This window comes from Mesorhizobium sp. L103C119B0, assembly GCF_000502235.1.
Lineage (GTDB): Bacteria > Pseudomonadota > Alphaproteobacteria > Rhizobiales > Rhizobiaceae > Mesorhizobium.
In genome coordinates, this window is the sequence record NZ_AYXE01000003.1 from 287470 (window position 1) to 309001 (window position 21532).

Annotated in this window: 17 protein-coding genes and 1 pseudogene; 6 read left to right on the forward strand and 12 right to left on the reverse strand. The window is 63.0% G+C overall.

Annotation, left to right across the window (positions count from 1 at the left end; genetic code table 11):
• Positions 1-23: 23 nt before the first annotated feature.
• Together X728_RS160250 and X728_RS160245 are read left to right on the forward strand one after the other, a co-directional pair.
• Entirely contained in the window at positions 24-1469 is a 1446-nt protein-coding gene (locus X728_RS160250; protein WP_023830822.1) for an aldehyde dehydrogenase, read from the forward strand.
• A 253-nt stretch (positions 1470-1722) separates the two neighbouring features.
• Positions 1723-2754: a hydroxyacid dehydrogenase gene (locus X728_RS160245; protein WP_023830823.1), complete on the forward strand. Its 1032-nt coding sequence runs from the start codon at positions 1723-1725 to the stop codon at positions 2752-2754.
• A gap of 160 nt (positions 2755-2914) precedes the next feature.
• Here the strand turns inward: X728_RS160245 and msuE are convergent, their stop codons facing one another.
• On the reverse strand, positions 2915-3475 hold the full coding sequence (gene msuE / locus X728_RS160240; RefSeq protein WP_023685284.1) for an FMN reductase: 561 nt from the start codon (positions 3473-3475) through the stop codon (positions 2915-2917).
• A gap of 125 nt (positions 3476-3600) precedes the next feature.
• The gene (locus tag X728_RS01000000166365; protein ID WP_280791135.1) at positions 3601-4134 is read right to left on the reverse strand and encodes a glutathione S-transferase family protein; all 534 of its coding nucleotides are present in this window, start codon (positions 4132-4134) and stop codon (positions 3601-3603) included.
• A 248-nt stretch (positions 4135-4382) separates the two neighbouring features.
• Between X728_RS01000000166365 and X728_RS1000000171380 the strand changes: the two are divergent.
• From X728_RS1000000171380 to X728_RS160235, 3 genes and pseudogenes are all read left to right on the forward strand, one after another.
• Positions 4383-4919 (forward strand): annotated as a pseudogene (locus X728_RS1000000171380) (cupin domain-containing protein); the annotation flags it as partial.
• Positions 4920-4940: 21 nt separating this feature from the next.
• On the forward strand, positions 4941-5291 hold the full coding sequence (locus X728_RS1000000170920; RefSeq protein ID WP_245266095.1) for an AraC family transcriptional regulator: 351 nt from the start codon (positions 4941-4943) through the stop codon (positions 5289-5291).
• Positions 5292-5398: 107 nt separating this feature from the next.
• Complete coding sequence (locus tag X728_RS160235) at positions 5399-7045, forward strand: acetolactate synthase large subunit (RefSeq protein WP_023714588.1); 1647 nt, start codon at positions 5399-5401, stop codon at positions 7043-7045.
• Between the two features lie 29 nt (positions 7046-7074).
• Here the strand turns inward: X728_RS160235 and X728_RS160230 are convergent, their stop codons facing one another.
• The 6 genes from X728_RS160230 to X728_RS160205 form a co-directional block, all read right to left on the reverse strand.
• Complete coding sequence (locus X728_RS160230; protein WP_023756329.1) at positions 7075-8445, reverse strand: alpha-glucosidase/alpha-galactosidase; 1371 nt, start codon at positions 8443-8445, stop codon at positions 7075-7077.
• Between the two features lie 21 nt (positions 8446-8466).
• Positions 8467-10134 (reverse strand): ABC transporter ATP-binding protein, encoded by a 1668-nt coding sequence (locus tag X728_RS160225; RefSeq protein ID WP_023704663.1) that lies wholly within the window; start codon positions 10132-10134, stop codon positions 8467-8469.
• 10 nt (positions 10135-10144) lie between these two features.
• Positions 10145-11281 carry an ABC transporter permease gene (locus X728_RS160220; protein WP_023687914.1) on the reverse strand — a complete coding sequence of 379 codons (1137 nt, stop codon included), beginning with the start codon at positions 11279-11281 and terminating at the stop codon, positions 10145-10147.
• On the reverse strand, positions 11282-12289 hold the full coding sequence (locus tag X728_RS160215; protein WP_023830826.1) for an ABC transporter permease: 1008 nt from the start codon (positions 12287-12289) through the stop codon (positions 11282-11284).
• Between the two features lie 99 nt (positions 12290-12388).
• Entirely contained in the window at positions 12389-14476 is a 2088-nt protein-coding gene (locus tag X728_RS160210) for an ABC transporter substrate-binding protein (protein WP_023830827.1), read from the reverse strand.
• Between the two features lie 145 nt (positions 14477-14621).
• Entirely contained in the window at positions 14622-16088 is a 1467-nt protein-coding gene (locus tag X728_RS160205) for an alpha-glucosidase/alpha-galactosidase (RefSeq protein WP_023830828.1), read from the reverse strand.
• Positions 16089-16301: 213 nt separating this feature from the next.
• Between X728_RS160205 and X728_RS160195 the strand changes: the two genes are divergently transcribed.
• A complete protein-coding gene (locus X728_RS160195; RefSeq protein WP_023687910.1) occupies positions 16302-17177 on the forward strand; it encodes an AraC family transcriptional regulator in 876 nt (291 codons plus the stop codon).
• Positions 17178-17179: 2 nt separating this feature from the next.
• On the opposite strand, the gene ugpC is transcribed toward X728_RS160195, so the two are convergent.
• The 4 genes from ugpC to X728_RS160175 form a co-directional block, all read right to left on the reverse strand.
• Positions 17180-18247: a sn-glycerol-3-phosphate ABC transporter ATP-binding protein UgpC gene (ugpC, locus tag X728_RS160190; RefSeq protein WP_023830829.1), complete on the reverse strand. Its 1068-nt coding sequence runs from the start codon at positions 18245-18247 to the stop codon at positions 17180-17182.
• A gap of 3 nt (positions 18248-18250) precedes the next feature.
• Entirely contained in the window at positions 18251-19099 is an 849-nt protein-coding gene (locus X728_RS160185) for a carbohydrate ABC transporter permease (RefSeq protein ID WP_023691354.1), read from the reverse strand.
• A complete protein-coding gene (locus tag X728_RS160180; protein WP_023685296.1) occupies positions 19099-20022 on the reverse strand; it encodes a sugar ABC transporter permease in 924 nt (307 codons plus the stop codon). The genes X728_RS160185 and X728_RS160180 overlap by 1 nt, the downstream gene beginning before the upstream one ends.
• 231 nt (positions 20023-20253) lie before the next feature.
• Positions 20254-21531 (reverse strand): sugar ABC transporter substrate-binding protein, encoded by a 1278-nt coding sequence (locus X728_RS160175; RefSeq protein WP_023685297.1) that lies wholly within the window; start codon positions 21529-21531, stop codon positions 20254-20256.
• Position 21532 lies beyond the last annotated feature (1 nt).

The window sequence follows — 21532 nt, forward strand, 5'->3', positions numbered from 1 at the left end:
CACGGCGAGCGAGGGAGAGAACAATGGACATCGGACTTCTGATCGACGGCGACAAAAGGGATGCCTCCGGCTCAGCCTCTTACGAGCGCATGGACCCGTTCACCGGCAAGCTGGCGACCCGCGCTGCCGCAGCCAGCATCGCCGACGCCAATGCCGCGGTCGAAGCCGCTGCTGCCGCTTTCAAGACGTGGTCGAAGACCGGTCCGGGCGAGCGCCGCGCTTTGCTGTCCAAGGCGGCCGATGTCATGGACTCCAAGGTCGGCGAATTCACCAAGTTGATGATGGAAGAAACCGGCGCGACCGGCCCCTGGGCCGGCTTCAACGTCATGCTCGCCGCCAAAATGCTGCGCGAGGCAGCCGCCATGACGACGCAGATTTCGGGCGAGGTCATTCCCTCCGACAAGCCCGGCACGCTGGCCATGGCGATCCGCCAGCCGGCCGGCGTCTGCCTCGGCATCCCGCCGTGGAATGCACCGGTCATCCTCGGAACCCGTGCCATCGCCATGCCGATCGCCTGCGGCAACACGGTTGTGCTGAAAGCCTCCGAAATGTGCCCAGGCACACACCGGCTGATCGGCCAGGTGCTGGTCGAGGCCGGCCTGCCCAAGGGCGTCATCAATGTCGTCACCAATGATCCCAAGGACGCAGCGACAATCGTCGAGGCACTGGTCGCGCACCCTGCAGTCAGACGTGTCAACTTCACCGGCTCGACCAAGGTCGGCAGGATCATTGCCGAACTCGCCGGCCGTCACTTGAAGCCGGCGCTGCTCGAACTCGGCGGCAAGGCGCCGCTGGTCGTGCTCGACGATGCCGACATTGACGCCGCGGTCAATGCGGCGACCTTCGGCGCCTACATGCATCAGGGCCAGATCTGCATGTCGACCGAGCGCCTGGTCGTCGATGAAAAGGTCGCCGACGAGTTCGTCGCCAAGCTCGCCGCCCGCGCGGCGCAGCTGCCTGCCGGTGACCCGCGCGGCCATGTCGTGCTCGGTTCGCTGATCAGCGACCAAGCCGCCGACAAGATGGAAGAACTGGTTGCCGACGCCGTCGCCAAGGGCGCCAGGCTTGTGGCCGGCGGCAAGCGCACCGGAACCGTGGTCGAGGCGACATTGCTCGACCACGTGACGCCGGCGATGCGCGTCTATTCGGAAGAATCCTTCGGCCCGGTCAAGCCGGTGATCCGCGTAAAGGGCGAGGACGAAGCGGTACGTGTCGCCAACGATACCGAATACGGCCTGTCTTCAGCCGTGTTCAGCCGCGACATCCGCCGTGCCATGGCGGTTGCCGCGCGCATCGAAGCCGGTATCTGCCACATCAACGGCCCGACCGTCGGCGACGAGGCGCAAATGCCGTTCGGCGGCGTCAAGGGTTCAGGCTACGGCCGCTTCGGCGGCAAGGCCTCGATTGCCGAGTTCACCGACCTGCGCTGGCTGACCATCGAGGATCCGGGGCAGCACTATCCGTTTTGACTCCACCTTCTCTCACAGGGGAGAAGGAAAGGAGCCCTCAGGGCCGTTGCCTGGCGAGCCAACGGATTCCCGCATCAAAACCCGGCAAGGCTCGAGCCACGCGATCGGCGGCCCCTCCCGGAGTTGTAAATCGTTTAATCGTGGGTATTTTACCCCTCAAGCACATGCCGCCGGACGGCGGCAAGCGGTTTTGGGGACTACCACAAGTGCAAAGCAAAATACGCGATACGGATCGCGCCGGGGAGGAATCGTTATGCCAAACAAGGCCCTGCCGCTGGTCATCAGCGCGCCGGAACCACGCACGCTCGACCTGATCTTCACCTCACCGCAGCTGGCGCGCCTCAAAGCGCGTTACCGCGTCGTCGAGACGACGGCCGAGGGCGTGGCGAACTTGCCCGCCGACGTGCTTGCCGAAGCCCGCTATATTATCGGCCAGCCGCCGATCTCGACCGAGACCTTGGACCAGATGGAGGCGCTGCGTTGCGTCTTCAATGTCGAGACCAACCTCATCAACAACATGCCCTATGAGACGCTGTTTGCGCGCGGCATCCATGTCGTCACCACCGGCCTCGTCTTCGCCGAGCCGGTGGCCGAGCTTGGCCTCGCCATGGCGCTCAACCTCGCCCGCAACATCGTCGATGCTGACCTCGCCTTCCGCAAAGGCGAGGAGCTGTGGGGCGGTGACGGCAATTTGACGGCGCGGCTTCTGTCCGGCGCCGATGTCGGCATCATCGGCTTCGGCGATCTCGGCCGTGCGCTCAACCGACTGCTGTCGGGTTTTCGCACCCGCACCAAGGTCTTCGATCCCTGGCTGCCGCCATCGATCCTGATCGACAATGGCGTCGAACCGGCCTCGCTCGACGAGGTGCTGTCGACCAGTGACTTCGTCTTCGTCGTCGCTTCGGTGACCTCGGAGAACCAGGGTTTTCTCGGCACCGATGCTTTTGCCAGCATGCGCAAGGGCGCCGCCTTCATCCTGCTCAGCCGCGCCGGCGTCGTCGATTTTCCGGCCTTGATGGCGGCGGTGAAGAGTGGTCACATCCTTGCCGCCAGCGATGTCTTCCCCGAAGAGCCGCTGGCGGCGGACCATCCTGTCCGTGCGATCCCCGGCTTCCTGCGCTCCGCCCACCGCGCCGGCGCGCTCGACATCGCCTTCAAGCGCATGGGCGACATGGTTCTGGAAGACATGGACCTGATCGACCGCGGCCTGCCGCCGCTGCGCTCCAAGCGCGCCGAGCGCGAGACCGTGTCAAGGATGCGTTCGAAGCCGGCGGACAGGAACTAGTTATCGCGATAAATCCGTCTGAAATGGATTTCGGAGTTGGCCAAGCCGCGTTGTCATCGTCGCTCAGGATGACCGCAAGCGCGGGAACCTTTGCACGGCGATACCCCGCCAGGCCTGGCCGGCGGGGTATTGATTTGCGGATGACGTAAAAATCTGCGTGCTATCCGGCCGCGACGCCGGCAGCTGAGCGATTGGCCAGCACCAGCCCGACCTCGCCGACGACCTGATCGACGCGCTTCAGGATGGGTTCGGCCCGCAGCACGCCGTCGGAAAAGTCCTTGTCCGTGGCATAGACCCCTGTCGGCAGCGTCAGCGCCTCGAAGAAGCCGAACAACGGCCGCAACTGGTGCTCGACGATCAACGCGTGGCGATCGTTGCCGCCGGTGGCAAGCAGCACCACCGGCTTGCCGCGCAAGGAAGCGGGATCGAAGAGGTCGAAGAAGTGCTTGAACAGGCCGGTGTAGCTGCCCTTGTAGGTCGGTGACCCCACCACCAGCACATCGGCATTGACGACGCTGTCGAAGACTGCCCGGGCCTGGCCGTCGAGATCGCGCGCCCATTTGGCAGCGCCGAGCGACGGGCCGAGGTCTTCGATGTCATAGGTGCTCGCCGACAGGCCATGCTGGCGCGCAATATCCCTGACAACCTGGTCGACAAAACCACGCGTCTTGGACGGCCTGGTGAAATTGCCGGAAAACCCGACGACGGTTGGATTGGGCATGTTTCTCTCACCTCTCGCGGCGGGCTTTCATACCGCATATTTACAGGCTTGCGCCTGCCGCAAGAAGCAAATGACTGACCTTGCAGCACCATAGTGAGGAATTTTTTTCCGTTTGCCCGCTCGTCTCAGGCCGCGAGAAGCCGGCCATAGGATTCCAGATAGAAGCCGGGCGACCTTGCGCAGGTCCGCACCGCCTCCCTTGCGGCAACCGTTTCCTGCCACCGCAGCAGGCGCTCGCATTCGGTCGGCATGACGAAGCCCAGATATTTCTCAAGCACGCACAGCTGTTCGAACCAGGGATAGAAGGCGATGTCGGCGGCGCTGAATTCCGAGCCCAGCAAAAACCGTTCGTCCGCCCCTCGCAGGGCGAAGGCATGCTGTTCCACAAAGCGCAGATCGTCGGCAAGCTGGGCCTTGATCCGCTTATGAACCATAGCGTCGGAACTGTGCATCATGGTTGCCGTCCGGGCGTAAAGCTGCGTGTCGGCGAAGCTGATCCAGATGCGCGCCTCAGCGCGGGCCTGAGCATCCCTGGGGAAAATCGGCCGTTCGGGGAATGCATCATCGAGATATTCGCAGATGATCGCCGACTCCCTGACATATTGCCCCTGATGGCGCAGCAGCGGCACCTTTCCAGTCGCGTGAGTTTCAGGAACCACGCCGGCTTGTTGCGCAGATCGATTTCGATTTCCGTCGCCTGCAGGCCTTTCTCGGCAAGGGCGAGCCTGACACGGTGCGCATAGGGACAAAGCTGCGCGACAAAAAGCTCGATTGGCGGCATGAATAACTCCTGAGTTTCGTTATCGCCGACAAGCGGCCTGTCGGGCATAGCTAGGTCCAGTAAGGCCGGCGCGCTATTCGACAGCGTCTAGATTGATTTATCTATCGTCTGTTTCTGGAGCGGAGCGTGGATCTCCTGGCTACCCTCATGCGCGAATTGCACTTCGCAGCCGCCGGGTACCGGCGCCTCGAACTGGCCGCGCCCTGGGCGATCTCGTTCAGCCATGCTGGGCTTCGCGGCATTCACGTCGTCATCAAGGGGCGATGCGAGGCGGTGTTCGGTGAGGAAGATGTGGAGCCTCTCGATGCCGGCGACCTGATCATTGCACCGCGCGCCGATCCGCATGTGCTGCGGTCGCCCGGCGCGCTCAAAAGCGCGAACGTCCCCGCCGCCGAACTGGCGACCCAAACCGCAGCCGGGCGTATTCGCAGCGGCGGCTAAGGCGAAAAGACCGTCATCCTGTGCGGCGCCTTCGCCTTTCGCGACGTCGACCATCCGGCACTTGCCGGCCTGCCGCGCATCGTTCACATCCGGGGATCGAATGGCCGTCTGCCCAAATGGCTGCGTGGCTATGTCGAGGCTTTGCTGGTGGAAGCGACCGACGAAGGTCCCGGCAGCGACGTGGTCATGGCTCGCCTGTCTGGGGCCATCGTCACGCGCGCCTTGCGCTCCGGTCTGGAAAGCATGGACAATCCAGGTTGGCTGAGGGGATTGCAGGACCCCGCGATCGCCAGAGCGCTCGCGACCCTGCATGAAGCCTATGGCCACGACTGGACGATCGAGACTTTGGCACGCGCGGTCGGGCTCTCCAGGGCAACCTTTGCCGCCCGCTTTCGCGATCTCGTCGGCGAAGCGCCCATGGCCTATCTCTTCGGCTGCCGCATGCGGCAGGCCAGCCGGCTGCTGCACGAGGGCAAGAGCCTGGGCCAAGTCGCCGAGGCGGTCGGCTACAGCTCGGAAGCCGCCTTCTCCACCGCCTTCAGGCGCCACGCCGGCGTCTCGCCCGGCCAATTCAGGAAACGGAAGGATCTGTAAGGCAGAGCGATATTGGCGGCGGCCGGGCCTCGCGGTAGGACTTTGCCAGCACTATGTCTGATCATATCCCGACGCGGTTCGCCGCCGCTTTGCCCAGGAGATGCTTCGTGCCCAAAGGTTCTGACCTGCTTGTTGCCGCCCTCGAGAATGAGGGCGTCGATCGCATCTTCGGCATTCCCGGCGAAGAAAACCTGGACGTCGTCGAATCCATCCGCAAATCCTCGATCCAGCTCATCCTCACCCGTCATGAGCAGGCGGCGGCGTTCATGGCCGCCACCCATGGCAGGCTCACCGGCAAGCCAGGTGTGTGCATCACCACGCTGGGACCCGGCGCCCTGAACCTGACGACGGGTGCCGCCTATGCGCTGCTCGGCGCCATGCCGATGATCATGATCACCGGGCAGAAGGGCATCCGCTCGTCGCGCCAGGCCCGCTTCCAGATCGTCGACATCGTCGCCGCGATGAAGCCGTTGACCAAGCTGTCACGTCAGATCATCTCGGCGAAGACCATTCCCGCCGTGGTGCGCGAAGCGTTTCGGATTGCCGAGGAGGAGCGTCCGGGGCCGGTGCATCTGGAACTGCCCGAAGACATCGCGGCCGAGGAGTGCGACGATGTCGCGCTGATCCCGCCGCATCCGGTCGAGCTTCCGCTGGCCAGCCCGCTGGCGCTCGACCGTGCCGCCGAGATGATCATCAAGGCGCAGCGTCCTCTGGCGATGCTGGGCGCCGCCGCATCGCGGCCGCGCTCGACGTCCGACCTCGCCCAGTTCGTGATCAGGACCGGCATTCCCTATTTCACCACGCAGATGGGCAAGGGCACGGTGCCCGGCGGCACCGAACTCTACATGGGCACCGCCGCGCTCTCCGAGCGCGACTATGTGCATGAGGCCATCGAACAGGCCGACCTCATCATCACTATCGGCCACGACACGATCGAGAAGCCGCCCTTCATTATGGGCGACAAGGGACCGAAGGTGATCCATGTCGGTTACCAGCCGGCCAATGTCGAGCAGGTCTATTTCCCGCAGACCGAAGTGGTCGGCGACATCGGCGCTTCGCTCAGGCTGCTTGCCGACCGCCTCGAGGGCAAGATCCCCAACGCGCAGGCGCTACTGCCGCTGCGCGAAGGGATTTTGAGCCGCATTGCCGCCCGCGCCACCGAAGACCGTTTCACGCCGCAGCGTCTGGTGCATGACGTGCGCGCGGTGATGCCGGCCGATGGCATCCTGGCGCTCGACAACGGCATGTACAAGATCTGGTTCGCGCGCAACTACCGCACGCGCGTCGCCAACACGCTGCTGCTCGACAACGCCCTGGCCACGATGGGCGCCGGCCTGCCCTCGGCGATGACGGCCGCGATGCTCTATCCCGGCCGCCGCGTCATGGCGATCTGCGGCGATGGCGGCTTCATGATGAACAGCCAGGAACTGGAAACCGCCGTCAGGCTGAAGCTCAAATTGGTCGTGCTGATCATCGAGGACAATGCTTTCGGCATGATCCGCTGGAAGCAGGCGGTCGACCAGTTCCCCGATTTCGGCATGACCTTCGGCAATCCCGATTTCGTCAGATATGCCGAGGCCTATGGCGCCAAGGGAACCAGGGTCGGCGCCGTCTCAGAAATACAATCGACGCTTGAACAGGCTTTTGCCGGCGGTGGCGTCCATCTCGTCGTCGTTCCGATCGACTATTCGGAGAACGAGCGCGTGCTGGTCGAGGAACTGCGCCACCGGTTGCCGGCGCCACCGGAGGCCTGACGGTGGAGTAGATACCGCCGCAGCAGCGCTCAGGCGGCCCGGACCTTGGCGCTCACACGCGCCCAGGTCGGCAGCCAGTCGCCATGTGTCGCCAGCAACTCATCGACCAGCGCCCAGATCTGGTCGAGATCGAGTTCGGCGGCCGTATGCGGATCCATCATCGCCGCGTGGTAGATGTGCTCGCGGTTTTCGGTCATCAGCGCCTGCACCGTCAGTTCCTGCACATTGATGTTGGTGCGTATCAACGCGGTGAGTTGCGGCGGCAGCTCGCCAATATAGGTCGGCTGGATGCCGGAGCCGTCGACCAGGCACGGCACCTCGGCGGCGCAATTGTCCGGCAGCGAGGTGATGCAGCCATTGTTGCGGACATTGCCGTAGATCACCGAAGGCTCCCCGGTCCACACCGAGTTCATGATCGAGGACGCGTATTCCTTCGATTGCTCGACCTCGATGCGGTCGGCCGAGCGATAGGCCTCGGCCTGGCCCTTCCAGCGCTCGATCTGTTCGATGCAGCGCTTGGGATATTCGTCGAGCGGAATGCCGAACTTGTCGATCAGGTCGGGGCGGCCTTCCTTGATGAAATAGGGCGTGTATTCGGCGAAATGCTCGGAGCTTTCGGTGACGAAATAGCCGAGCCGCGTGAGCATCTCGTAGCGCACCTTGTTGGGGCAGCGCGGGTTCCAGCCCGGCTTCGGCGCCCTGCCTTCGCGATAGGCGCGGACCAGGTCCGGATAGAGGTTGCGGTAAGAGCCATCCGGCTGCCGGTGCTCGAACTTCAGGTAGAAGGCCATGTGGTTGATGCCGGCCGAGCGGTAGCGTATCTCGTCGTAGGGAATGTCGAGATCGTGCGCCAGTTCCATCGCCGTGCCCTGCACCGAGTGGCAGAGGCCTACCTGTTTGATCTCAGGGTATTTCTCTGAGATCGCCCAGGTGTTGATCGCCATCGGGTTGACGTATTGCAGCATGATCGCGTCGGGGCAGACGGCCAGCATGTCCTCGCAGATCTTCCACAGATGCGGCACGGTCCGGAGGCCGCGCATGATGCCGCCGACGCCGAGCGTGTCGGCAATGGTCTGGCGCAGGCCGTATTTCTTCGGCACCTCGAAATCGGTGACGGTGCAGGGCTCAAAGCCGCCGATCTGGAAGGCGACGACCACGAAGTCGGCACCGGCGAGCGCCTTGCGCTGGTCGGAATAGGTCTCGGCCTTCGCCTTCACGCCCAGCGTCGCGATCAGCTTGTTGACGACGATGGCGCTCTCTTCCAGCCGCTGCGGATTGATGTCCATCAGCGCGATCGTCGCGCCTGACAGCGATGGGCGCTGCAGCACGTCGCCGACAATGTTCTTCATGAACACGGTCGAACCCGCGCCAATGAAGGTGATCCTGGGATGTCTTGCCACTATTAAACCTCCGGCACTTTGCTACGCCACGTCGAAGGCGGCCCTGACGAGCCGTTCGGTGTAGGCGGTCTTGGGATGGGTGAGGACCTCGTCGACAGTCCCCTGTTCGACGATCTTGCCGTTCTGCATGACGATGACACGGTGGCAGAGCGCGCGCACGACCTTGAGGTCGTGCGAAATGAAGAGATAGCTAAGGCCGCGTTCGTCCTGCAGCTTGCGCAACAGGTCGATGATCTGCGCCTGCACCGAAAGGTCGAGCGCCGATGTCGGTTCGTCGAGCAGGATGAATTCGGGCTCCAGCGCGATGGCTCGGGCAATGGCGATGCGCTGCCGCTGGCCGCCGGAAAATTCGTGCGGGAACCGCGACAGGATATCGCCGGGCATGCCGGCGCTGACCAGGGCGTCGCGCACCCGACCGACCCTCTCGCGCCGTGTCGCGCCGATCCTGTTGACGACCAGCCCTTCCTCGATGATCTGGCCGATCGTCATACGCGGGTTAAGCGACGAGAACGGATCCTGAAAAACGACCTGCATGCGCGAGCGCAGCGGCCGCATCCCGGCGCGCGACAGGCCGTGGATCGGCTGGCCGTCGAAGCTGACCTCGCCGCGCTTGGCCTCGGTGAGCTTGAGCAAGGCGAGACCGAACGTGGTCTTGCCGGAGCCGGATTCGCCGACCAGCCCCAGTGTCTCGTGGCGGCAAAGCTTCAGGCCGAGATCGTCGACGGCGACCAGCTCGCGCCAGTCCGGCTTCAGGAAGCTGCCATGGCGCAGCATGAAGCAGACGCGCATATTGCGGGCCTCGAGGATGGTGCCGCTGTTTTCCGGCAGCGGCTGCGGCTTGCCGTGCGGCTCTGAAGCGAGCAGCCGCTTGGTATAGGCATGCTGCGGGTCGGCGAACAGCCGCTCGGTAACGTTGTGCTCGCACATCTCGCCATGCTGCATGACATAGACATAGTCCGAGAATTTCCGCACCACGGTGAGGTCGTGGGTGATCAGGATGACCGCCATCCTGAGTTCTTTTTGCAGATTGCGGATCAAATTGAGGATCTGCGCCTGGACCGTGACGTCGAGCGCTGTCGTTGGCTCGTCGGCGATCAGCACATCGGGGTCGTTGGCGAGCGCCATGGCGATCATCACGCGCTGGCGCTGCCCGCCCGACATCTGGTGCGGATACTGCTTGATGCGCGCTTCCGGCTCGGGGATCTGGACATGCCGCAAAAGCTCGAGCGCCCGCGCCCAGGCTTGCTTGCGGCTGACCTTTCGATGCACTCTGATCGCCTCGACGATCTGACTGCCGACCGTATAGATCGGGTTGAGCGAGCTCATCGGCTCCTGGAAGATCATCGAGATGCGATTGCCGCGCAACTTGCGCCGGGCGCTCTCGGGGAATTTCAGTATGTCCTGCCCGCAATAGTCGATGGTGGATTTCGGCGACACGGTGGCCCGCTTTGACAAGAGCCCCATGACGGCGCGCGCCGTCACCGACTTGCCGGAACCGGACTCGCCGACGATGGCGATCGTCTCCCCGCGATAGAGCTGGAACGAGACATCCTTCACCGCGTCGACGACGCCGTGCTCGACCTTGAAGGCGACCTCGATGTTGCGGGCATCGATGATGGGTTGGTCGTGGCGGCCGGCATGGTCGAGCCGGACGGCTGGTGCGAAGGTGGCTGCGAGCGCTACGGTCATCCCGGCCACCTCAATAGGGATCGACGGCATCGCGCAGGCCGTCGCCCAGCGCGTTGAAGGCAAAGACGGTGATCAGCACGAAGCCGACCGGCGACAGGATCCACGGATAGGTGCCGATGACCGAATAGGTAGCCGTGTCCTGCAGCATCAGCCCCCATGAGATCAGCGGCGGTTTCACGGCGAAGCCGAGGAAGCCGAGAAAGGCTTCGAGCAGTACCACCGTCGGGATCGCGATCGTCACGGCGACGATGACGTGGCTCATCACATTGGGGAAAATGTGCTGCATGATGATACGCATGTCGGTGGCGCCAACCGCCATGGCAGCGCGCACATAGTCGATCCGCGCCAGCGCCAGCGTCTTGCCGCGCACCTCGCGCGACATCTGCGCCCAGCCCAGCGCCGACATGACGATGATGACGAAGGCGAGGAAGACGTTGGTCGGCGCGGTCACCGGGATCAGCGTCGTCAGCGCAAGATAGAGCGGCAATTGCGGGAAGGCGAGCACCAGCTCGACAAAGCGCTGCATCCAGACGTCGAAGCGGCCGCCGAAATAGCCCGAGACCATGCCGACTGTGGTGCCGATGACGGTGATGATGAACACCACCGTCAGCGCGATCATCAGCGAGACGCGCGAGCCCTGGATGGCGCGCGACAACACATCGCGGCCGAATTTGTCGGTGCCGAGAAAATGCACCGGCTGGCCGTCGGCCGAAGCGAAGAAATGCCGGTTGGCGGGGATCAGGCCAAGCAGCCGGTAGTCGGCGCCCTTGACGAAGAAGCCGAGCAGGCGCGGATGCTCGTAATCCGGCCCGACGACCGGCTGGAAGGTGACCGGGTCGAGGTCTGCAGAATCCGCCAGCGCATAGACCCGCGGCTGGAGCACGAAATTCCCGTCTCTGTCGTGAAAACTCATCACTTGCGGCGGGGCGAAAGCGACATCGGTCACCTTGGGGTCCATCGGCGCGAAGAAATCGGCGAACAGCGCCATCAGCACCAGAAGCACGACAAGGATCAGCCCGGCCATGCCGGTCCAGGAGCGCCTCAGCCGGCGCCAGACCAGCGCCATATAGCTCTCATTGCCGCGTGGGGTCGCAATCGCGGTTGCTTCAGCCGGGGGCGGCGGCGGGGATGGGTCACGCGCCAGCATCTAGCTCTCCCTGAACTGGCGTACGCGCGGATCGAGCAGCGCGAGCAGCATGTCGGCGATGATGTTGCCGACGATCAGCGTTGCCGACAGCACCATCATGAAGGTCGCCGTGACATAAACGTCGCCTACCGCCATCGAGCCGACGATGGCGGGCCCGACCGTCGGCAGCGCAAAGATGATCGCCGCCTCGATCTCGCCGGTCAGCATGTAGGGCAGCACCACGCCCTGATACATGATGAGCGGGTGCAGTGCGTTGGGCACGGCATGGCGCATGACGACGGCGCTGCCGGTCAGGCCCTTGGCCTTGGCCGTCTCGACATATTGCGCGTTCAGCGTATCGAGCAGATTGCCGCGCATGACGCGCATATTGTAGGCGAGCCCGCCGAAGGTGGCGATCGCCACCACCGGCCAGACATGCTTGACGAGGTCGGCGAATTTCGCCCACGACCACGGCGCGCCGCCATATTGCGGCGAGAAGAAGCTGCCGATCTCCGACACGTTGAACTGGAAGACCAGGAGATAGACGATGATCAGCGCCATCAGGAAGCGCGGCACCGTCATGCCGAGGAAGGAGATGGCCGACAGCACCGAGTCGATCCATGTGTATTGCCTGGTCGCCGCCCAGATGCCGAAGGTGATGCCGAGCACCGACGCCAGCAGATGGCAGACCAATGCCAGCAGCAGCGTGCGCGGCAGCCGCTCGCCGACCACTGCGGCGACCGGCTTGTTGTAATAGAGGCTGTAGCCGAAATCGCCGCGGGTGATGATGCCGGCGACCCAGTTCAGGTACTGGACGGGCAGCGGTTTATCGAGGCCGTGCTCGACCCGATAGGCCTGCGCCTGCGCGTCGGCTTCGGCAAAAGACGCCCCGCCCTGGTTGATGAGCTGCGAACGGATATAGTCGGCATAGTCGCCCGGCGGCGCCTGGATGATGGCAAAGGTGACCAGGCTCAGGATGACCATGACCGGCACCGCCGATGCTATGCGCATGGCCAGGAATCGCAGCATCGGACCGTTTCTCCTCCTTGGATCTAATCTGTTGCCGCTGACCTTACTCCGTCCCGGCCGCGCGCGCAGCGCGGCCGGGCGTCAGCCAGGGGAGGAAACTCAGTTCGTCGGACCCTTGTCGCCGGGCTTGCCGGGAAGCTGGTCGGGAAAGAGTTCGTATTTCTGCTGCTTGTCGGCGGCGACGAAGACGCGTTCGCGCACGATCGAATCCTCGGCCCAGTTGAACATGAAGATCGGCGTTCCCTGCGGGATGTTGGAGAAGCGCTTGTTGATGATCAGGGCGCCGGGATATTCGGTCAGTCCGATATTGTAGACATGCTCCGTCGAGATCTTCTGGAACGTCTTCATCAGGCTGGCGCGCTCGTCATTGTCTGACGAGGAGACGAACTTGTTGACGATGTCGACAAGCTCCTTTTCGAACGGCATCAGGTCGACCACGCCGCTTTCGGGCGCGCGGTGATCCCAGCTGGTCTTGGGTCCGACGGGCGCGAGTTGCACGGTATTCTGCACGACGGAAGTCAGCTCCTGCTCGTTGCGCCTGATCAGCCAGTCGAAGCGGCCGGAATATTGCGAGGCATCACGCTGGGTGCCGTTGAGGCCGTTGAGCACGACCCTGATGCCAAGCTTTTCCATCTGGCCGACGACGCCTTCGGCGAGGCTCTTGTCTGTGCCGTAGTCATTGTTGACCAGCATCACGATCTCGACATTCTTGCCGCCGGCGGTCCCGGCCGGGAAGTTCACGAAGCCGTCGCCATCCGTATCCTTGAGACCAGCCTTGGCCAGTTCCGCCTTGGCGCCCTCGATGTCGAAGGGATAGTAGACGGTCGAGTTGCGGTCATAGAAGCTGGTGCCCGAGGAAAAGCCACCGGGGTAGATGGCGGTGAACGGCCCCTTGACCAGCGAGTCGCCGAGCGCCTTGCGGTCGAGCGCCATGGTGATGCCCTTGCGGAAGTCCTCATTGCGATTGAGCTCGCGGATCGCCTGGCCGCGTTCGTCGGGATTGCCCCAGCCATTGGCGGAAAAGTTCATGCGCAGATTGTAGCCGATCAGGCGCGGGCCAAAGGCGAGCCGGGCCGGCGCGTCCTTGTCCGCCGCTCGCTTCAGCGAAGCGACGAAATTCTCCGGCTGCTCGAGGTTGGAGAAGTCGGCGGCCCCTGCCACCGCCTGCACGTCGCGGTCGGCCCAGGTCGACAGCTTGTAGTGCAGTTCGTTGAGATAGGGCAGCTGGTTGCCCTTCTCGTCGACCTTCCAGTAGTAGGGATTGCGGCGCAAGACGATGATGTCGTCGGGCCTATACTCCACCGGCACCCAGGCACCCATCACCGGAATGTTCATATATTCCGGCGGGAACGCGTTCTTGAACTGCTCGTAGGTATTCTTCGAGTACTTCGGATGCTGCGGCTTCAGGATATGCGCCGGGCCGGGGCAGAAGGTGCCGTAGGCCATGGCGTAGAGATACTGTTTGGGGAAAGCGTCCTTGAAGGTCCACTCGACGGTGTAGTCGTCGACCTTCTTCAGCGTCGTGCCGACACCGAAGGTTTCCGCTGTGGCGCCGTTCAGCGGCGAGACATTGGGGTCGACGACCTCATCGTCCCAGTAGAACATGACATCGTCGGCATTGAAGGCAACGCCGTCAGACCATTTGGCGCCTTCGACCAGGTGCATGGTCAGCGTGTGGCCATCCTTCGACCAGTCCCAGCTCCTGGCGAGGTTGGGCAGCGGCTCGGTGTCCTTGGCCTCGACTTGGAACAAAGGCGCGGTGCGCGTCAGGCATTCCGAAAGGCCGATGTCGATGCCGCCCCATCCTTGGGTCTGGCCGGCGCCATAATTCCAGCCTTCCGGCCGGCCGCCAATGACGTGGCGCATGGTGTCGCCATAAACGCCGATGCCGTCCGGCATGTTGCCGGTCTTGAACACCAGCGGCTCCTTCGGCAGGCGATCCTTGACCGGCGGCAGCTTGCCAGTCTTGACGTATCTCTCGGTGACCCACTCGGGCTCGTGATATTCGGGCAGCGCCTTGAACTCCAGGATGGAATCGCGGGCGACGTATTTGATCTTGCCCTCGGCGGGAAACGCCGCCGGCGCCGGCGGCGTGGTCGGCTCGGACGCGTATGCACTGCCAAGCGCCGATGCCGAGACGCTCAGCGCCAGCCCGGCGAGAATGCCAATTCTTCGCCCGGCGAGAATGCCAATTCTTCGACCGGCGAGAATGCCAATTCCACGAAAGTTCCTCATTGTGTTCCTCCCAGATGTTTCGACGTCTGCTGCTGCCGCATCTATTCATGACGGCTGATTGGCGAACCGGCCTCCCGCTGTCCGCCTGCCAGCATTCTCAGCCGGCCTGTTTCAGGGCCGTTTTTTCGGCGCGCAGTTCCTCGATCGAGCGCACTTTGCGCCGCGCCGCACCCGCCCAGTCGCGGGTTTTCACCATCGATTTCGAAAGCCGCTCCTTGGCGGCCGGCACGGCATCGGCGTATTGCGGCAGCCAACGCGCCTGGGCGACGACCATCTCGTCGACCATCTGCCAGACCTCTTCCGGCGTCGACACCGCACCCACCAGCGGATCGTGCAGCACCGCGAGCTTGAGCAGGTCAATGTCGCCCGTAACAGCCGCATGCACCGACATGCGCTGAACGTTGATCGAAGCCATGCAGGTGGCCGCGCAGGCTTCCGGCAGCGTGATGTCTGACGCCATGTTGATGCCGAAGCGATCGACGAAACCGGGCGATTCGATGATCGCGTCCTGCGGCAGATTGGTGATGATGCCGGTGTTCTTGACGTTGAAGTGGCCGCGATAGACGCGGTTCGTCTCCAGCGCTTCGAGAATATGGCTGGCATGCTCGTTCGAGCGCTTCGATACGTCGAGCGGCTTCGACGCCGCTTCGAGGAATTGCGGATATTCCGTCTCGAACCAGTTGCGGGTTTCCGTGGAGTAGCGAAGATAGCCGCCGGTCTCGCCATGGATCCAATCGGACATGTCGATCCAGCGGGTGATTTCGTCCGGCCGCTTGCGATACCAGGGCAGATATTCGGAGAGATGACCGTTGCTTTCGGTGGAGTAGACGCCGAAGCGCTTCAGCACGTCGATGCGCAGCTTTTCCTGCTGCGAATAGACCGGATGCGCCTCGAAGGCAGCCACCAGTTCGTCCTTGCCGATCTTGCGGCCGTTGAGCCGCAAATCGATGAACCAGGTCTGGTGGTTGATACCGGAGCAGACATAATCGAGTTCGCTGTGCGACTTGGCGCCGAGCACTTCGGCGATCTGTTCGGCGCCGTGCTGGACACCGTGGCAGAGGCCGACCGTATCGACCTTGCCATATTCGATCGCCGCCCAGGTGTTCATCGCCATCGGGTTGGCATAGTTGAGGAATTTGGCGCCTGGCTCGGCGACCTCCAATATATCCTTGCAGAAGTCGAGGATGACCGGGATGTTGCGCTGGCCGTAGAGGATGCCCCCGGCGCAAATCGTGTCACCGACGCACTGGTCGATGCCGTATTTCAAGGGAATGCGGATATCGTCGGCATAGGCTTCGAGCCCGCCCACCCGCACGCAGCTGATGACGTAGCGCGCGCCTTCCAGCGCCTTGCGGCGGTCGGTCGTCGCCGTCACCCTGGTCGGCAGCTTGTTGGCCTCGACGATGCGGTCGAGGATCGCCTTGATCATTTGCAGATTGTGTTCGCTGAGATCGGTCAGCGCGAATTCGATGTCGCTGAATTCCGGGACGCACAAAATATCGGTGAACAGCTTCTTGGTGAAGCCGACGCTGCCGGCGCCGATAATAGCGATTTTGAAACTCATCACCTCACCTCGATGCATTCGAATGCCGGGTAAGGAGCAACAGGAAAGGGAATGGCGGCCCGCCTTGGCGCGCATGCCATTCGAGCCGGAATTCCGGCTCGTTCTCCTCCCCGCCCGCTCCTCGACCGCGGGTCTTTCGCGTTCTCAGGATTTGGATTATGCCGTTATTCCAGGGCGCGGCCAGAGAACGATTATGCTTTCGAGGGTAATTTTGTGCTGCATGATCTGATCGCCAACGGACAGTTGATGCGCACCATTTCGCTGCCCCGCGGCCGCCAGCGCCTGCATGCCATGCCGACCAGCACCGGCTATGAAGTACGCGAGGGCGTGACTTACGACTGGGATGGGCGCAAGCGCGGCCAGACGCCGTTCACCGTGCTGCAGCACACGATCAGCGGCACCGGCCAGCTGCGCTACGAGAACCGCAACTACCGCCTGCAGGCCAACGACACGCTGCTGGTGCTGGTGCCACACAACCATCGCTACTGGCTGGAGAAGGGCGACCGCTGGGAATATTTCTGGATCTCGATGAATGGCGAGGAGGCGCTGCGCGTCCACAAATCCATACTCAGCGTCTCCGGCCCGGTGTTTCGGCTGCAGCCGGAGACGATCGATCATCTCGCCGATTGCAGCCTGCGCCTGATCAAGGGCGGCGCTTCGCCTGGCGCTGCTTCGGCAATCGCCTATGAGGCGGCGATGGCGCTTTACGACGATGTCTTCGGCTCGCACGCCTTCACTGAGAAACAGAGCGTCATGCAGCCGGTCATCGATCATATCAACGCCAATCTCGACAAGCCCTTGCCCGTGGCCGAGCTCGTCCAGATCAGCGGCCTCAGCCGCGCCCATTTCTCGCGCTGCTTCGCCGAGAGCGAAGGCGTTCCGCCGGCCGAGTTCGTGCTGCAGCAGCGGCTGCAGCGGGCGGCGAAGCTGCTAACCAAAGCCGATTTCCTGCCGGTCAAGGAGGTCGCCATCCTGTGCGGCTTCGAGGACGCCAACTATTTCTCGAAAGTCTTCCGCCGGCTCTACGGCATCAACCCGACGCAGTTCCGCACCACCGGCATGTATGCCAGCCTGGGCAGCCTTCGATAGGATTACCCGATGCGGTTGCCGCTTGCGGGATCGAACAGATGCAGCGCCGCCGGATCGGCAGACAGCCGCACCTTATCGCCAGGCCGGATAGTGCTGCGTCCCATGACGAAGACACAAACCAGCTGGTTGGCGAGCCGGACATAGAACTGCGTCGACAGGCCGAGCGGCTCGACCACCTCGACTTCTGCCTTGAGCGGACCATCGTCGGCAAGCTGGATGTGCTCCGGCCGTAGCCCGACGGTGAGCACATCGCCATCCTTCGATGGCAAGCCATCAGGCAATCTCAGCTTCTGGCCGTCGGCCAGCACCGCATCCACCTTGCCGCCCTTGGCGACTGTCGCCGGAAAGAAATTCATGCCGGGCGAGCCGATGAAGCCGGCGACGAAGGTGTTGATCGGCCGATCGTAGAGTTCGAGCGGATGGCCGACCTGCTGGACGTAACCGTCATGCATGACGACGATGCGGTCGGCCATAGTCATGGCTTCGATCTGGTCGTGGGTGACATAGACCGATGTGGTCTTGAGCTGCTGGTGCAGCGCCTTGATCTCGGCGCGCATATGCACGCGCAATTTGGCGTCGAGATTGCTGAGCGGTTCGTCGAACAGGAACACTTTGGGGTCGCGCACGATGGCGCGGCCCATGGCCACGCGCTGGCGTTGGCCGCCGGACAGTTGCCTGGGCAGACGTCCGAGGAAACTGTCGAGGCCGAGGCGCTTGGCCGCCGCCCCTACCCTGCCGTCGATCGTCGTCTTCTCCGCCTTCTTCAAAAGCAGGCTGAAGCCCATATTCGACGACACGTCCATGTGCGGATAGAGCGCGTAGGACTGGAACACCATGGCAATATCGCGGTCCTTCGGCGCGACATCGTTGACCAGCCGATCGCCGATATGGATCTCGCCGCCCGACACCTCCTCCAGCCCGGCAATCATGCGCAAAAGGGTCGACTTGCCACAGCCGGACGGGCCGACCAGCACGACGAACTCGCCATCGGCGATCTCGAGGTCGACGCCGTGCAGGATGCGCAGCGAACCGTAGTCCTTCTCGACGTTTTGCAGCGTGACGGAAGCCATCGATTATCCTTTGACCGCGCCGGCGGTGAGGCCGGTGACGAGATAGCGTTGCAGGAAGGCGAAGAAGATACAGACCGGGATCAGCGCCAGGATCGACGCCGCCATCATCTGCCCCCAGTCGACGGCGAACTTGCCGATATAGGTGAGCAGGCCGACGGCAAACGTCTTCTGGTCGTCGCTGGAAATGAGCATCAGCGCGAACAGCAATTCGCTCCAGGCGGCGGTGAAGACGAAGCCAAGCGTGGCGCCCATGCCGGGCAAGGTCAGCGGCACGATCACCTTGCGCATCGCCTGCGCCCGCGTGCAGCCGTCGATCATCGCCGCTTCCTCCAGATCCTTCGGAATGCCGTCGAAGAAGGACTGCATCAGGAAGGTGGCGAAGGCGGTGTTGAAGGCCGTGTAGATGATGATCAGACCGACCAGGCTGTTGGTCAGGCCAAGCTCGCCCATGACGCGGTAGATCGGCGGAATGACCATCACCAGCGGAAAGGTTTGCGTGAGCAAAAGCATGATCGCCAGGGTCGCCTTGCCGCGAAAGGTGAAGCGCGACATGGCGTAGCCGGCGAGGGTGGCGATGACCGTGACGAGCGCCGCGGTCGACACCGAGACGATGACGCTGTTGAGGAAATAGCGGGGGAAGTCAGAGGCTTCCAGGACAGTGATGAAGTTGCGGAAGGTCGTCTGCGACGGCCACAGCGTGATGCCCTCGGAATAGAGCAGCCGCTCCGGCGTCACCGAAATCTTCAGCGTCCAGAAGATCGGGAACAGGGCGAAGATCATATAGGCGGCAATCGCCGCGTAGAGGCCGACGCCGCTGAAGATGCGCGAGGAGGTAGAGCGTCCGGCAATCATCAGACGTGCCTCACCAGCAACCGGCGGATGGCGATCAGCGCGATCGCATAGGCGATGAGCAGTACCAGTAGCAGCACCGCCACCGCGGAGGCATAGCCCTTGTCCAGCGACTTGAAGGCGCTGACATAGATGTAGACCGGCACCGTGCTGGTCGAGCCGGCCGGCCCGCCCTCGGTCATGACGAAGATCAGATCGGCGAAGGTCGCGATCCAGATCGTACGCAGCATGACGGTGATGACGATGGTCGGCGCTAGGAACGGCAGCGTCACCTTGGTGAAGCGCTGCCAAGGCGAAGCGCCGTCGATTGCGGCCGCCTCATGCAGTTCCGACGGGATCGACTTCAGCGCCGCCAGCAGCGTGATGGCGAAGAACGGAATGCCGAACCAGATGTTGGCGATGATCGGCCCCCACATGGCGGTCGCCGGATCGGACAGCACATTGGTCGGCTCGGCCTTCAGCCCGAGCGTGAAGAGCCAATGCGGCAGTGGTCCGATGATCGGATTGAACAGCCACGCCCAGGTCAGGCCCGACAGGAAAGATGGCACCGCCCAGGGCAGGAACACCACCGCCTGCACGAACTTGCGCCCGACAAACGGTTTGTCGAGCAGCAACGCCAGACCCAGGCCGAGGAAGAACTGGAAGAACAGGCTGGCGACGGTCCACCACAGCGTGTTGACCAGCGCCTGCCCCAGCACCTGGTCGGTCAGCATCGCCTGATACTGGCCTAGACCGACATATTCGGATTTGAAGGCGGAGAACTTCCGGAACGAATAGCTGATGCCGATGATCAGCGGCACCAGCAGCACCACGACCAGCAGAACGATCGCCGGGCTGAGATAAAGCCAGGGCTCGATTGCTGCATGCGTCAGCCGCTTCTTTCGCGGCCGGCCGGCGGATCGTATTTCGGACACGGCATAAGTCATTAGCGCTCAACAATCATGGGTGGGTGCCGACAGCGGCAACAGCACCCTTCTCCCCGTTCACGGGGAGAAGATGCCGGCAGGCAGATGAGGGGCGGCGCCAGCCTTGGGGTGCTCGCGCTGCCCCTCATCCGGGCCTGTCTGTGCATGTCGTTGTCCCAAAACCGCTACGCACTTTTGGGCGACATGCATTCGGGCCACCTTCTCCCCGTAAACGGGGAGAAGGTGGAAGAACTACTTCTTGTTCTTGGCCAGCCAGTCCTGCTGTTCCTTGGTCAGGAACGCGGCCCATTGATCGGCAACGTCCTTGGCCGACTTCTGGCCGAGCAGCACTTCCTGGAAATTCTTGATCGCCACCTGGTCGACGAAATTGCCGAGGTTCTCCAGATGTGTCGGCGGCGTCACCATTTCATATTTGGAAGTGTCGCTGAGTTCGGTGAACCAGCCTTTGAACTGCTCGGTCTTGAAGTGGGCATCCTGGTCGGCGCCATTGTGGATCGGCACGACGCCGACTTCCTTGGCCCATTCGAGATTGTCCTTGGGCGACAACAGCGTCGCCATCAGCTTCCAGGCATCGTCCTTGTGCTGCGAATTGGCGAACATCGCCCAGCCGGCATAGCCCAGCGTCGGATAGGATTTGCCGCTTGGCCCCACAGGCAGCGGCGCCACGGCAAAATCGTCGGCACTCATCTTGTCGGCAATGCCGATCAGCGCATCCGGATCCTGGTTGAGCATGGCGCAGGTGCCGGAATAGAAGCCGGTGACGGTCTCGTTAAAGCCCCAACTCACCGCATCCTTGGGCGCCAGCCCGTCCTTGTACATGTCGGCCAGCATCTGCAGGCCCTTGACCGAGCCCTCCTCGTTGATGGTCGAGGTGCCGTCCTCGTTGAAGTAGCCGCCCTTGCCAGCGGCGATGTTCATGAACATGTGCATGCCGTTGAAGGCGCCCGGCCCACCGCGCAAGCAATAGCCGTACTTGCCTGGAATGGCGGAGATCTTCTTGGAGTCGGCGATGAAGTCGTCGAGTGTCGCCGGCGGGCCGTCGAGACCGGCCTCCTTGAACAGCTTCTTGTTCCAGAACAGCGCATTCACATAGTAGCCGTACGGGATCATGAACTGGGTGTTGTTGACGGTCGAGCCGAACTGCTTGGCGCGGTCGCCCAGCGTCTTGGCGTCGTCCCATTTGGCCATGTAAGGGCCGAGATCCTCGAGCTGGCCGTTGGTGGCGTACAGGCCCATCCAGCGCTCCGGCATCTCGACGATGTCGGGCGTATCGCCGGCCTGCACCATGGTGAGGAATTTCTCGAAGGCCTGCCCCCAGGGCAGCGAGACCACCTCGACCTTGACGCCGGCATTGGCGGCCTCGAACTCGGCGATCTGCTTCTTCAGGAATTCGGTGCGCTGCGGGCTGGTGATGACCTCGACCAGCTTGAGGGTGGTGTCGGCCAATGCGCCGCTGGCGGACATCGCCAGGCCGGCAGCGGTGGCAAGCATGATGCTCAGTCGTTTCATG

Bases quoted from the DNA above. Each gene is read 5' to 3' on its own strand.
- X728_RS160250 (WP_023830822.1), top strand. From the start codon at position 24: ATGGACATCGGACTTCTGATCGACGGCGACAAAAGGGATGCCTCCGGC.
- X728_RS160245 (WP_023830823.1), top strand. From the start codon at position 1,723: ATGCCAAACAAGGCCCTGCCGCTGGTCATCAGCGCGCCGGAACCACGC.
- msuE (WP_023685284.1), bottom strand. From the start codon at position 3,475: ATGCCCAATCCAACCGTCGTCGGGTTTTCCGGCAATTTCACCAGGCCG.
- X728_RS1000000170920 (WP_245266095.1), top strand. From the start codon at position 4,941: ATGGACAATCCAGGTTGGCTGAGGGGATTGCAGGACCCCGCGATCGCC.
- X728_RS160225 (WP_023704663.1), bottom strand. From the start codon at position 10,134: ATGACCGTAGCGCTCGCAGCCACCTTCGCACCAGCCGTCCGGCTCGAC.
- X728_RS160220 (WP_023687914.1), bottom strand. From the start codon at position 11,281: ATGCTGGCGCGTGACCCATCCCCGCCGCCGCCCCCGGCTGAAGCAACC.
- X728_RS160215 (WP_023830826.1), bottom strand. From the start codon at position 12,289: ATGCTGCGATTCCTGGCCATGCGCATAGCATCGGCGGTGCCGGTCATG.
- X728_RS160205 (WP_023830828.1), bottom strand. From the start codon at position 16,088: ATGAGTTTCAAAATCGCTATTATCGGCGCCGGCAGCGTCGGCTTCACC.
- ugpC (WP_023830829.1), bottom strand. From the start codon at position 18,247: ATGGCTTCCGTCACGCTGCAAAACGTCGAGAAGGACTACGGTTCGCTG.
- X728_RS160185 (WP_023691354.1), bottom strand. From the start codon at position 19,099: ATGATTGCCGGACGCTCTACCTCCTCGCGCATCTTCAGCGGCGTCGGC.
- X728_RS160180 (WP_023685296.1), bottom strand. From the start codon at position 20,022: ATGACTTATGCCGTGTCCGAAATACGATCCGCCGGCCGGCCGCGAAAG.
- X728_RS160175 (WP_023685297.1), bottom strand. From the start codon at position 21,531: ATGAAACGACTGAGCATCATGCTTGCCACCGCTGCCGGCCTGGCGATG.